At 70.0% G+C, this 12,424-nt stretch carries 12 protein-coding genes and 1 tRNA gene; 3 read left to right on the top strand and 10 right to left on the bottom strand.

The window, feature by feature from the left end; genetic code table 11:
- Nucleotides 1–195 precede the first annotated feature (195 nt).
- Nucleotides 196–696 (top strand): MarR family winged helix-turn-helix transcriptional regulator, encoded by a 501-nt coding sequence (locus tag AB5I40_RS41785; protein ID WP_370935713.1) that lies wholly within the window; start codon nucleotides 196–198, stop codon nucleotides 694–696.
- 622 nt (nucleotides 697–1,318) lie between these two features.
- Here AB5I40_RS41785 and AB5I40_RS41780 read toward each other — a convergent pair.
- Nucleotides 1,319–1,391 (bottom strand) — tRNA-Asn (locus AB5I40_RS41780).
- 177 nt (nucleotides 1,392–1,568) lie between these two features.
- Here AB5I40_RS41780 and AB5I40_RS41775 point away from each other — a divergent pair.
- Complete coding sequence (locus AB5I40_RS41775; RefSeq protein WP_116204675.1) at nucleotides 1,569–1,748, top strand: hypothetical protein; 180 nt, start codon at nucleotides 1,569–1,571, stop codon at nucleotides 1,746–1,748.
- Between the two features lie 34 nt (nucleotides 1,749–1,782).
- Here AB5I40_RS41775 and AB5I40_RS41770 read toward each other — a convergent pair whose 3' ends face one another.
- Genes AB5I40_RS41770 through dnaG form a run of 4 tightly spaced genes read right to left on the bottom strand, consistent with a single transcriptional unit; the run spans nucleotide 1,783 to nucleotide 5,620 of the window.
- Nucleotides 1,783–2,358 (bottom strand): trans-aconitate 2-methyltransferase, encoded by a 576-nt coding sequence (locus AB5I40_RS41770; protein WP_370935712.1) that lies wholly within the window; start codon nucleotides 2,356–2,358, stop codon nucleotides 1,783–1,785.
- On the bottom strand, nucleotides 2,358–3,125 hold the full coding sequence (locus tag AB5I40_RS41765) for a trans-aconitate 2-methyltransferase (RefSeq protein ID WP_370935711.1): 768 nt from the start codon (nucleotides 3,123–3,125) through the stop codon (nucleotides 2,358–2,360). The genes AB5I40_RS41770 and AB5I40_RS41765 overlap by 1 nt, the downstream gene beginning before the upstream one ends.
- Nucleotides 3,126–3,177: 52 nt before the next feature.
- Nucleotides 3,178–3,702 carry a hypothetical protein gene (locus AB5I40_RS41760; RefSeq protein WP_370935710.1) on the bottom strand — a complete coding sequence of 175 codons (525 nt, stop codon included), beginning with the start codon at nucleotides 3,700–3,702 and terminating at the stop codon, nucleotides 3,178–3,180.
- Between the two features lies 1 nt (nucleotide 3,703).
- The gene (dnaG, locus tag AB5I40_RS41755) at nucleotides 3,704–5,620 is read right to left on the bottom strand and encodes a DNA primase (RefSeq protein ID WP_370935709.1); all 1,917 of its coding nucleotides are present in this window, start codon (nucleotides 5,618–5,620) and stop codon (nucleotides 3,704–3,706) included.
- Between the two features lie 51 nt (nucleotides 5,621–5,671).
- On the opposite strand from dnaG, the gene AB5I40_RS41750 reads away from it, so the two are divergent.
- Nucleotides 5,672–6,613, top strand: a complete 942-nt coding sequence (locus AB5I40_RS41750) for a sigma-70 family RNA polymerase sigma factor (RefSeq protein ID WP_370935708.1) — start codon at nucleotides 5,672–5,674, stop codon at nucleotides 6,611–6,613.
- A gap of 22 nt (nucleotides 6,614–6,635) precedes the next feature.
- Here the strand turns inward: AB5I40_RS41750 and AB5I40_RS41745 are convergent, their stop codons facing one another.
- From AB5I40_RS41745 to AB5I40_RS41725, 5 genes are all read right to left on the bottom strand, one after another.
- Complete coding sequence (locus AB5I40_RS41745) at nucleotides 6,636–7,202, bottom strand: carboxymuconolactone decarboxylase family protein (protein WP_370935707.1); 567 nt, start codon at nucleotides 7,200–7,202, stop codon at nucleotides 6,636–6,638.
- A 63-nt stretch (nucleotides 7,203–7,265) separates the two neighbouring features.
- Nucleotides 7,266–8,999 carry a glycosyl transferase gene (locus AB5I40_RS41740; RefSeq protein ID WP_370940710.1) on the bottom strand — a complete coding sequence of 578 codons (1,734 nt, stop codon included), beginning with the start codon at nucleotides 8,997–8,999 and terminating at the stop codon, nucleotides 7,266–7,268.
- 92 nt (nucleotides 9,000–9,091) lie between these two features.
- A complete protein-coding gene (locus tag AB5I40_RS41735) occupies nucleotides 9,092–10,165 on the bottom strand; it encodes a serpin family protein (protein WP_370935706.1) in 1,074 nt (357 codons plus the stop codon).
- A 34-nt stretch (nucleotides 10,166–10,199) separates the two neighbouring features.
- Nucleotides 10,200–11,498 (bottom strand): deoxyguanosinetriphosphate triphosphohydrolase, encoded by a 1,299-nt coding sequence (locus AB5I40_RS41730; protein WP_370935705.1) that lies wholly within the window; start codon nucleotides 11,496–11,498, stop codon nucleotides 10,200–10,202.
- A 30-nt stretch (nucleotides 11,499–11,528) separates the two neighbouring features.
- Nucleotides 11,529–12,176, bottom strand: coding sequence for a YdcF family protein (locus AB5I40_RS41725; RefSeq protein ID WP_370935704.1), 648 nt, complete (start codon nucleotides 12,174–12,176; stop codon nucleotides 11,529–11,531).
- Nucleotides 12,177–12,424: the final 248 nt, after the last annotated feature.

Raw genomic sequence — 12,424 nt, 5'->3', positions numbered from 1 at the left:
CATTGCTTAGCTAGCTAACTATCTACTTGGAGGAGCTGTCAAGCAGCACAAGGCGACCGGGCACGGGAAGACGTCCGGCTGCGGATGCCGACTCGGTCGCGATCGCCGTGGCACGTCGAAGGCGACGGTCGGCGTGGGTCGTGTGTACCTTTGGCCGGATACCAACATCCGAGCGCGGAAATCGGAGAAGACAGGATGCGCAAGAACGAAAACGCCGGCGACAAGGGGGCCGTCCCGGCACCCGGCGCGGAAACCAAGCATGCTGTCGGCCGTCAACTGAACTACGCGGCCAAGGCCGCGCGGACCTATCTCGAACAACACCTGATGCTGGCGGGGTCGAGCTTCGCCACCTGGACCGTGCTGTTCGCACTCAAGTCGCGCAGCCCCCTCATCCAACGAGAAATCGCCGACATGCTGGGAGTCGAGGGGCCGACGCTGACCCGTCATCTCGCGCGGATGGAAGCCGAAGGGCTGATCGTGCGGCGACGTACGCCGGAGGACCGGCGCGCCGCGGTCGTCGAATTGAGCCCCCAGGGCCAGGCCGCGTACAAACGGCTTTCCCGAATCGTCAGCGCGGGCGGCGAGCAAGTGCTGGACGGTTTCTCGGACGGCGAATTGGACCTGCTCATCTCTTTCCTGACCAGGATTGTCGAAAACGTCAACAAGTCCAGCCCCCGCTCCGCCAGCACGCACTGAAGCTCGGCGGTCATGCCGAATCAGGAAGCTCCGGCGCATCGGCCAGCATGACGCCATCCACACAGGGAAAGAAGTTTCCGAGGACAATTGCGCTAAAGTCTCATGCATCTATTTTGATCATCGCGCCCAAAGACACAAGGTCGGCACCCGACCACAGAATCTTCGGACGACGCACGGTCCGCAGCTTCAGCACGCCTCTGGCAATGACTCTTTCAGCGCCGCGACGTTTCGTCCCGCAGCCCGCATTGATCGACTCAACCGCGACGAACTCGACGGCCCAGCCTGAATCGCGCGAAGATTAAGTCGAAGACACAGCACGCGGCAGCAGATCTGCCTGCTCCCACCTGACGCGGTCCCAGAACTCGATCGTCAACCTGACGCTGCCACCGGCCCTGGAGGCACGCGTCAAGCGCCGAATCGACATATCGGGCGGGATCAACCGTGCCAAGACCGACAGCGGTCAAGTGCAGCGCCGACCCACGGCTTCGAGCTGCCACCCGGGCAACCGCGGCGGACCACCGGCGACCCCGACAGTCGACCGCTTGGACGACTGTCGAAATCGACACTAAATCGCCCCTACCTACGGGCAGCAAAAAAGCCCAGGTCGCTGACCTGGGCTTTGCTCCCCCGCTTGGACTCGAACCAAGAACCCTCCGGTTAACAGCCGAATGCTCTGCCAGTTGAGCTACAGGGGATCGTGCTTCGCCGGTCCGGATCTCTCCGGGCTGACAGGAAGAACTTTAGCCCATGCCGTTCCGGCCTCGCACAGGGGGGTGGGTCTTGCGGGCAGACGGAGGGAACCCCGCGCGGAAGGCGGTTGTGTTGGACAATGGACAGTCGGAAGTCCTGCTGAGAAAGAGGTGTGGCCGCCGATGAAGAAGTTCCTGCTGGGCGTGGGCCTGGGGTACGTGCTGGGCACCAAGGCCGGCCGGGGACGGTACGAGCAGATCGTGCGCACCTACCGCAAGCTGGTCGACCATCCGATGGTCCAGGGTGCGGCGGGGGTGGCGCGGGCGAAGCTCGGCGAGAAGTTCGGGCGTGGGAACGGCTGAGCGACACCCAGCGAAAGCCCTGCAAAACCCCAGCTCAGGACGGTTTTTGCCAGGTGAGCGAGTATCGGCGCAGTACGTGTCGCCGGTATCGCACGCCTGGCAGCAACCGTCGCGCGGTCGTGCGCACCTCGCCGTAGCTCATCTGCGGCTGCATGGCTGGCATACCGTCTGGGCCGTGTGCTCGACGCAGCGTCTTCACGATGCGCACGACCGGTGCGGCTGCGATCGTCGCTGCCCAGTCGGTCACGCTCGCGTCGCGGGCCAGGCCGACCACTACCAGCACGCCGCCTGGGTTCAGCATGTCTCGCATGCGGGCGAGGGCTGCCTCGAAGTCCAGGTGGTGGATGGTGGCCACCGAGCAGATGAAGTCGTACGTGCCGAGGTCAGCGGAGAGAAAGTCGCCCTCGACGAAGGTGTCCGAGGACAGCGAGCGGGCCTGAGCGATCATCTCCGGCGACTTGTCGATCCCGGTGACCGAAGGCACTGCGGACGCCAGTTTCCGCGCCAGCAGGCCGTCTCCGCAGCCGACGTCCAGGGCGCTCGCGCATCCGGCGGACACGGCGCGGAGGATGCCTGGATGGCGGGCGACGTTCGTGTTCCAGTACGACATCAGCCCGGGATCTTAGCGACGACGAAGATCCGCCGGAATTCGAACCAGGTCGTGCCATCGGGACGGGGCGGGTAGGCCTCGTCCAGGAGCGGGGCGAGGTCATCTTGAAAGGAAGCCCAGTCGTCGTCGCCTAGAGCCGCGCGGATGGGGCGGAGCGCGGTGCCGGTGATCCATTCCAGGACCGCTCGAGGGCCGGAAAGTTGTTGTACGTACGTGGTTTCCCAGGCATCGACCAGGCATCCGGCGTCGGCGAGAAGGTCGGCGTAGTCGCGAGGCTCGCTGACTGCGTCTTCGGCTCGCAGCGACACAGACGACAGCCGTGCGGCCCAGGCAGGCGAGGCGGCCAGCTGGCGGCTGATGGCGTGCGACGGGGCGGAGAAGTTGCCGGGCACCTGCACCGCCAGGACCGCTCCGGCGGGGAGTTCCGCGGCCCAGCGGCGCAGCAGGTCCTGGTGGCCGGGCACCCATTGCAGGACCGCGTTCGAGACGACCACGTCGGTGTCCGGTTTCGGCGTCCACGTCCGGACGTCGCCGACCTCGGCGGCCACCCCGCGTTCGCGGGCCGCGGCGACCATCTCCGGCGAGCTGTCCATCGCCTCGAGGACCGCGTCGGGCCAGCGGAGCGCCAAGTCGAGGGTCAGGGTGCCAGGGCCGCAGCCCAGGTCGACCACCCGGCGGGGCGCATCGGCCGAGATTCGCCCGATCAGGTCGTAGAACGGCCGGCCGCGCAGGTCGGAGTAGTCGAGGTACTTCGCCGGATCCCACATGAGCAGCCTCCCGCCGAGCAACAGTACAGCCGTACTGAGTACGAGCGTACTGCTACTCGCCTAGGTTGGCCAGCTTCTCCGCGACCTCCGCCGCGACCGCCTCGACCAGCGCGGGATCGGTGCCCGGATCGGGGCGGACCTGCAGTTCCACGCCGTCGCGGCCGGGGACCTTGCGCTGCACGAACCACGCGCCGCCCTCGGGGAACTCGTGCCGGTGCCGTCCGCGCACCGAGCCGTCGACGCGCAGGCGCACCTGCTGCGGCACCTTCCCCGGCTGCGGCAGCCGGAACCGCACCGGCTCGCGGTCGGCCAGCACCGCGACCGCGCCCGCCCGCCCGGTCTCCTCCGATTCGGTCAGCGTGAACACGCCGTCGCCCCAGGTCGCCTTGCCCACCAAGTGCCAGCCGACCCGGCGCGTCGTGCCCTCGCCGGACGGGATCCACAGGCCCAGCGACGTCACGACCAGGTGCCCGCCGCCTTCGACCGCCGCCGCGGCGACCGGATCCTCGCCCTGGTCCAGCTCGCCGGGGAACCCCGCGGGCAGCCCGCCGCCGAAGAACCGGTTCAGCAGTCCCACGTCACTCCCACCCGCTCGCCGCCTGCTCGCGCAGCGACTTCCGGTACTGCTCCAGCGCGACCAGGTCGCCGAACAGCGCGCGGTAGTCATCCGGGGCCTCGACCGGCGACAGCCGCTGCAGCTTCGACTTGATCTCGCCGATCTGCCTGCCGACGAGGTTCTCCTGCACCCCCGCGAGCACGCCGGAGATGTAGCGCGAGTCCACTTCTCCCAAGGCGCGCAACGGTTCCACCGCCAGTTCGCTGAGCACTCGGCGGACCGTCCCTTCCGGACAGTGCGCCGACGCGGCGTCCAGCAGCGCGGGCCCGGTGAGCCCGGAGGCCGCCCCGCCCGCCTTCAGCACGGCCAGGTGCACCGCGATGTACACCGGATGCGTGAACGCCTCTTCCGGCAGCGAGTCGTACTCCGGACCGGCGATCGCGGGCTGCTGCAGCGCGGCCTTGAGCGCCTCGCGCTGCCCGACGAACCTCGGGTCGTTCGGCGCGGGACGCGGCAGGTCCTGCTTCTCCGGCTCGGGCGCCGGGGGCTCCTCCCGCCGGGCCGCGCCCCGCCGCAGCTGCGGTTCGGCCGGTCCGCGCCGGGACGCCGCTCCGGCCGCGCCGCGCACCCGGTTGACCACCTGCGCGACGTCCTGCCAGCCGACCCACCAGGCGAGCTTGGACGCGTAACCGTCCCGGCTGGCCCGGTCCTTGATCGCGGCGACCATCGGGACGGTCTTCTGCAGCGCGGAAACCTGGCCGTCGACCGAATCCAGGTCGAACTGCTTGAGCATGCTCTTGATCACGAACTCGAACAGCGGCGTGCGCCGGGCCACCAGGTCGCGCACCGCGGTGTCGCCCTTCGCGATGCGCAGCTCGCACGGGTCCATCCCGTCCGGCGCGACCGCGATGTAGGTCTGCCCGGCGAACGTCTGGTCGCCCTCGAACGCCTTGAGCGCCGCCTTCTGCCCCGCTTCGTCGCCGTCGAAGGTGAAGATGACCTCGCCGCGGAAGGCGTCGTCGTCCATCATCAGCCGGCGCAGGACCTTCATGTGGTCCTCGCCGAACGCGGTGCCCGAGGACGCGACCGCCGTCGGCACGCCTGCCGCGTGCATCGCCATCACGTCGGTGTAGCCCTCGACCACCACGACCTGGTGTCGTTTCGCGATCTCGCGTTTGGCCTGGTCGAGGCCGAACATGACCTGCGACTTCTTGTAGATCTGCGTTTCGGAGGTGTTGAGGTACTTCGCCGAGATCCGGTCGTCGTCGAAAAGCCGCCGCGCGCCGAAGCCGACCACGTCGTTGCCGACGTCGCGGATCGGCCACACCAGCCGCCGGTGGAACCGGTCCATCGGGCCGCGCTGGCCCTCCTTCGACAGGCCGGACGCGAGCAGTTCCTTCACCTCGAACCCGCGGTTGAGCAGGTGTTTGGTGAGCTTGTCCCAGCCGCCGGGCGCGAACCCGCAGCCGAACTGCTTGGCCGCCGCGGCGTCGAAACCGCGCTCGGTCAGGAAGTCCCGCGCCGCCCGCGCCTCGTCGGTGCCCAGCTGCTCGATGTAGAACTCGGACGCCGCGCGGTGCGCCTCGATCAGCCGCGACCGGGTGCCGCGGTCGCGCTGCACCGACGCGCCGCCGCCCTCGTAGGTCAGCCGGATCCCGACGCGGTCGGCGAGCCGCTCGACCGCCTCCACGAACGACACGAGGTCGATCTTCTGAATGAACTTGATGACGTCGCCGCCCTCGCCACAGCCGAAGCAGTGGAAGGTCCCGTGAGTGGGGCGCACGTTGAACGACGGGGTCTTCTCGTTGTGGAACGGGCACAGGCCCTTCAGGCTGCCCCCGCCGGCACGGCGCAGCGCGACGTACTCCCCCACGACCTCGTCGATCCGGTTGCGCTCACGCACCTCCGCGATATCGCTCTCCCGAATCCGTCCTGCCACGGGAACCACAATAGTTCTCCCTCCCCCCGCGCCGTGCGGCACACTCGGGACATGAGCACCACGACCGCGCTGGAGGAGTTCGCCGCCGAGTTCGACGCCCACCGGCCGCACCTGATCGCCGCGGCCTACCGGCTCACCGGCACCCGCGCGGACGCCGAGGACGCGACGCAGGAGGCCTGGCTGCGGCTGTCCGGGCTCGACGACGCGGGCCGCGCCGGGATCCGCGACCTGCGCGGCTGGCTGACCGCGGTGGTCGGGCGGATCTGCCTCGACCGGCTGCGGTCGGCGGCGGTGCGGCGCGAGAAGTACGTGGGCGAATGGCTGCCCGAGCCGATCGTGACGCCGTTCGGCGTGCCCGCGAGCGAGGACCCGCTCGAAGTAGCGGTGCGCGACGACGGCCTGCGCATGGCCGCGATGGTGGTGCTCGACCGGCTCACGCCGGAGCAGCGCGTGGCGTTCGTGCTGCACGACGCGTTCGCGGTGCCGTTCGCGGAGATCGCCGACGCGCTGGGCTGCAGCCCGGCGACCGCGCGCCAGCACGCCTCCCGCGGCCGCCGTGCGGTCGAAGACTCCGATCCGCCCGCCCGGCTCGAACTGGCGGAGCAGCAGCCGGTGCTGGAGAAGTTCGTGGTCGCGCTGCTGGCGGGCGACATCCGCGCGGTCACCGAGCTGCTGCACCCGGACGTGGTCTTGATCGGCGATTCCAACGGCCGCTCGCGCACCAGCCGCCGCATGATCGTCGGGCAGGACAAGGTCGCCCGCTTCGTGCTCGGCGTACTCGCGAAGTACGCGCCGGGCACGATGGACAACGGACGGCCGGTGCTCGTCAACGGCGACCTCGGCCTGTGGCTGCCGCAGCTGCCCGCGGTCGACGGCTACCTCGCCCTCGACGAGCGCGTGCAGACGTTCAGCGTGCGCGACGGCCGCATCGTCGGCGTCTACGACCAGGTCAACCCGGAGAAGCTCACCCGGATCACCCGGCCGGAGCAGTGACGCCCCCGGCCGGGCCGGGCGGTCACGGGATCGGCACGCGGCAGGCGTCTCCTGAGGTGAAGCCCTGGTCGACGATGCCGAGCGCGCTGTTCATCCGCGCCCGCGAGTTCTCCAGGCCGATCTGATAGGTCAGCTCGACCACGCCCTTCTCGCCGAATTCGGCCACCAGCTCGGCGATCTGCTCGTCGGTGACCGTGACGGCCGGGCCGGACATCGCGTCCGCGAGCGCGAGCGCCAGCCGCTCCTGGCGGGTGAACAGCGGCGACGTCGCGTACTCGTCGATGTGCTTGAGCCGGTCGATGTCGAGGCCGTCGTGCCGCTGCAGCATCGTGCCGAAGTCGACGCACCACGAGCAGCCGATCTGGGTCGCGACGCGGTACACGGCGAGTTCCCGCACTCCTGTGGGCAGGTGCTTCGACGCCTTCTCCGCCATCAGCTCGTGCGCGATGCTGGTCCGCAGCAGCCCGCGGTGGTGCGCCACGACGGCCATCGGCTCCGGCACCGCGCCGTACCGCTTCCCGGCGATCCGGTAGAAGAGCTTCAGCACCGGGCCGCCGTCAGTGGCTCGTTTGACCGGGATACGAGGCATGTCGGGTCCTCCTTCTGAGTGGTTCGAGGGAGGAACGGGACAGCCGCGCGGGATGTGACAGCGTCAGCGATGCCCGGTGATCGGGCGCACATCCCAGACCCACACGCCGTCCACGAACTGCCCGGGTTTGCGCAGCAGGAGGTCGACTGTGGTGCGGTAGGCGTCGCTGTGCTCGCGCGGGATCAGCACGAGGACGCTGGCGTTCCAGTAGCGCAGATCCTCGATCGCCTGGTCCCGGTCGGCATCGGTGATCGGCTGCGCCTGTTTGGAGTCCCGGACCCGGTCGAACAGCGTCGAGGTCGGCCGCTGGTAGGAGCCGTAGCGGCCGCGTTTGTCGTTCGGGCCCTGCGGACCGACGAAGTAGCCCTCCGGCATCGCGTACTGCAGACCGGCGTCCATCTGCCAGTGCAGCGGCTCCGACTCCCCCGAACTCGGCAGCGGCACCGGCACGACGGTCCCGCCGGGCGCGACGTACATCTGCCAGGTGCCGTCGGCGAAGAACGCGGGCGTCGGCGGGCGTTTCTGCACGAGCAGCTGGGTCGGTGCGACCGGCAGCAGCACGGCCGCGACCGCGCCGATCCAGATCAGCCGCACCGGCAGCTTCAGCTCGCCCTTCCCGGCCGCGGTGAACACGCGATCAGTGGCGATCGCGAGCAGCGCGCCGATCGCGGGCACACACGCCATCGCCAGCCGCGATTCCAGCAGCGATTCGAACAACGGCAGGTCCGCCAGCAGTTTCCACGGGCCGGGCACGCCGGTGTTCTCGTGCAGCACGGTGATTTCGGAGCCGAGCGAGAGCCAGGCCATCAGGAACATCGAGATCGCCAGCGAACGGGCCACGACCTCGCGCCACAGCCACGCGGTGACCACAACCATCAGCACGATCAGCGGCCAGCCGAAGAACGCGTTCTCCTCGGTGCGGTTCAGCGACACCGCGGCCGCCGCCTCCGGCTGCCCGGACACCGACTGCGTCGCGAACCGGGTCATCGCGGCGGTGTCGTTGCCGACCTGGCCGTGCTCCAGCCCGGTGTAGCTGTCCGGGCCGAAGAACTGCCACCACAACGGGAACGCGACGACCACCAGCGTCAGCACCACCGCGATGCCGCCGCCGAGCAGCACCGGCCGCACCATCGCCCTGACCTCGCGCCGCCGCGAAACGCAATACGCGACCGCGAAGATCAGGAAGCCGAGCGCGAAGATCAGCAGCGGCTCTTCGCCGAGGAAGATCTGGTACGCGGTGAGTACGCCGAGCCAGATCCCGTTGCGCACCGGGCGCTGGCCCTGGGCCAGCTGGATCACCTTGAGCGCGATGAACGGCAGCAGGAACCATGCGACGAAGTTCGGATGCGCGTTGGCGTGCGAGATCATCGGCGGCGCGAATCCGGCGAACGCGCCGCCGATCGCCGCGGACACCCGGTGCCGCACGAGATGCCGCGAGAACACCCAGTACCAGGCCGCCGCGCTGCCGGCGAGGCTGCCGGTGAGCGCGATCGCCCAGGTGGCCGTCGGGCCGAAGACGAGCGTGATCGGGGTCAGCGGGATACCCAGGCCCAGCATGGCCGTGTTGGCCATCATGTTCACGCCGAGCGGGTAGTTCTGCAGCCCGCTGGTGAGCGGGTTCTCCAGGTGCTGCACCGATTTCGCGGTGACCGCGAAGAACCATTCCCACAGGTTCTGGTCCGACGCGCTGTTCCACAGGTAGCCCTGGCCGAGGTCGGCCCACAGGCCGCCGAACAGGAGCACGGAGAACGCCAGGTACGCGCCGATGATCCCGGCGTCGGCCCAGGACCGGCGCATCCGCGGTTCGGCGGCGGCGACAGCGGCCGCGCCGGGTTCGCGAGGCGGTGCTTCGGGTTTCGCTTCGGGGTTTGCTTCGGGCCGGAACACGCTCACGCGGGGCGCACCACCCGGGCGAAGAAGTACACCGCACCGGTTTCGGCGTGGCGCACCAGCAGCAGGAACGGCCGGTCGACCCGGACTTCGAGCGGGTCGCCAGCGATCAGAGACAGCGTGCGCATCTGAATCGCGGTGGCCGCGGCGCCTTCGAGGCCTTGTTCGTCCAGCCGCAGCACGGCCTGGTGCAGGATGCTATCCACCCACAGCGGACGGTCCGGCGTGAGACCGGTGAGGTCCGCGTCGTCGGTGAACAGCTCGCGCACGCCGAGGCCCTGCAACGCCCGTTCGAGGTCCGCGCGCGCGTCGAGCGAGATCTTGGGCAGCGAGAGCTGGATCTTCTGCTGCTTCGGGCTTTCGAGCAGCCCGCGCAGCGCTTGCGTGTCGAGCGCGGCTTCGGCGCTGTCGAGGTCGCCGTCCGGCAGCAGGATCACCGTCTCGACGCCGCCCTCGGCCGTCAGCCGGACGACCTGCCAGCCGTTTTCGTGCGCGTAGCCGACGGATTCGTCCAGGTGCATCGTCGGCACCTGACGCACGCCGTCGGGGGTGTGGAAGTCGGCGTCCGCCGTGGCGTGCTCCGGGAACGGGTGTCGCCAGGCGGTTTTCAGGTAGAGCGCGTTGACCAGGCTGGCGCGTGTGTCCGGGTGGATCGCGCCTTCGGGCAGCAGCTCCGGGATCAGCCCGTGAGTGGTCTGGTCCACGTCGGCGTTGATCCGCTCGCGCGCGCCCTCGGGGTCGGTTTTGAACGGCGCGGTCTCGGCTTTGCCGCCGGGCCAGCGCACGAGTGCGGCCTGGAAGCTGTCCTCGACGGTGATCAGATCCGAGGCCCAGAGCGTGTTCGCGACGGCCAGCTGGGCCTTGTCGCCCAGCTCGGCCGCGGCGTGGAGCAGCCCGCTCTGGTCGCGGCCGAGCACGGCGGCCAGTTCTTCCGCGGTGCGTCCGCGCGCGGCCTGTTCGGCTAGACCGAGCGCGCTCGCCGCCGAGTAGGGCGAGAAGCACGCGTCAGTTCCCGGGGGCGCGGTCGCACCGTGCAACGCCAGGGTGAAGGTGAGGTGGCTGTCCAGGGCCATGCGGCGACCGTACCGGAACGGGTGGTTCCGCGGCTCACGGTTCGGCAGGCGGCGCCGTTCCGTGCCGTCCGGTGTGCCATCGATGCCATTCGTACGCCTGCGCGTCGGTGAGCGATGCCACCTGGTCCACCACTACTCGCAACCGCGCCGCGTCGTCCGCTGCCGCGTCCCACGCCGGCACCAGCAACGGGTCCAGCGCCTCGGGCGCGCGCCTGCACAACGCCGCCACCAGCTCGGTGATGACCTCCCGCTGCCCGTCCTGCATCGCCAGCCGGCGGCGATCGCTCATCACGTACCGCAGCGCCAGCGCCTTGAGCAACGCCACCTCCGCCCCGACCTGCTCCGGCACCGCCAGCCGCGCCGCGTACCGGGTGAGCGGACCCTCGCCGTAGCCCGCGCGGGTGCCGGTGACCGCGGCCGAGGCGAACCGGCCGACGAGTTCGCTGGTGAGCCGCTTGAGCGCGACCTGCGCGCGCAGCGAACCGTCCGGCTCCGCGCGCACCAGCCCGTCGACCACCGGCAGGTCGAGCAGTTCCTTCGCCGCACCCTCCAAAGTGGACACCGAGAGCGTGGAGAAATGCCGGGACGCGGCCTCGGCGACCGCCGCGCGTTCCTCCGGATCGGCCAGCAGCCGCAACCGGATCCGGCCGGCGAGCACCCCGTCCTCGACGTCGTGCACCGAATAGGCCACGTCGTCCGCCCAGTCCATGATCTGCGCTTCCAGGCACCGGCGAAGGCCCGGCGCGCCCTCGCGGATCCAGCCGAACACCGTGATGTCGTCCGGGTACACGCCGTATTTCGGCTCCCCGGACCGGCGCGGCCACGGGTACTTCGTGGCGGCGTCGAGACACGCCCGGGTGAGGTTCAGCCCGGCCGTCGCGCCGTCCGGGCCGACCGCCTTGGGCTCCAGCCGGGTGAGGATGCGCAGCGTCTGCGCGTTGCCCTCGAATCCGCCGCAGGCTTGCGCCGCCTGGTCGAGCGCGCGTTCGCCGTTGTGGCCGAACGGCGGGTGCCCGATGTCGTGCGCCAGCCCCGCGGTGTCGACCAGGTCCGGGTCGGCGCCCAGCTCCTCGGCGATGCCGCGGCCGATCTGCGCGACCTCCAGCGAATGCGTGAGCCGCGTCCGCGGCGCGCCGCTGACCTCCGCGCCCTCGCCAGGCCCGACCACCTGGGTTTTGCCCGCCAGCCTGCGCAACGCGGCGGAATGCAGCACCCGCGCGCGGTCGCGGGCGAACGCGCTGCGCCCGTCCGGCCGCGCGCCGGACAGCGCCGCGCCCTTGGGTTCCTCGGCCAGCACGCGGGCGCGGTCGTGCTCGCGGTAGCCGTCACTCACCCCGTCAGCTTAGGCGCGGGGACCGACAATTCAGCCCATCGTCGTGCCGAACAAGTCGTCCGCGGGCGACTTGGTGAGCTCGTAGAACAGCAGCGCGCCGGTTTCGCGGAAGATGTAGCGGACCTGCGTCGACCGCTCCTGCACGATCGGCCCGCTGTGCGTCGGCGCGGTCCACGCCTCCAGCCCGAGGTCCTCGGACATCGTCCGCGACCGGTAGGAATGCCACGGATCGCTGACCAGCACCACCGAACGCCAGCCGCGCGCCTTCACCTGATCGGCTACGGCGCGGAGGCTGCGGAGGGTGTCATTGCCCTCGCCGACCGGCAACGTCGCGGATTGCGGCACGCCGTGTTTGGTCAGCCACCGCGCGCCCGCCGTCGCCTCGGTGAAGTTGTCGCGGGTCTTCTTGCCGCCAGCGGTGATGACGGTCTTCGAGACACCCTCGGCGTAGAGCTGGCGCGCTTTCTCCAGCCGGGCGGTGAAGATTTCGGAGGGCTTGCCGTTGTACTGCGCGGCGCCCAGCACGACGATCGCGTCCGCCGGCGTCCGGTCGTTCTCGCGCGCGACCTGCCACACCCGGAACGCGGTGCCGCCGATAACCGCGACGAGGGCCAGCACCACACCGAAAACGATGCGGCGCACCCAGTTTCCCGCGGTGGGTCCCGTCCACGCATCCATGGCGGACATCCTCGCAGAGCCTTCCCCGGGCGGCGGGAAGGCACCCCGCTCAGGCTTCGCAGCGGAGGCGAAAGGCCGTGAGGGGAACCCTGAGGGAATCAGATTCCCTCAGGGTTCCCCTCACGTACGTCCGCGGGAAGCCGCGCCCAGACGGACCGGACAGCTTCGCGCTCCCCGCGCGCCAAGCCCATCGACAGCAAAGACCTGCGCACCGCCGACACCCCGCTCCCCAAGCCACGCCGACTACC

Origin of the sequence: Amycolatopsis sp. cg13, from assembly GCF_041346965.1 — a bacterium.
In the GTDB taxonomy this organism is placed as follows: domain Bacteria; phylum Actinomycetota; class Actinomycetes; order Mycobacteriales; family Pseudonocardiaceae; genus Amycolatopsis.
The sequence above is the reverse complement of the archived record's forward strand: the minus strand, read 5'-3'. Positions and strand labels throughout refer to the sequence as shown.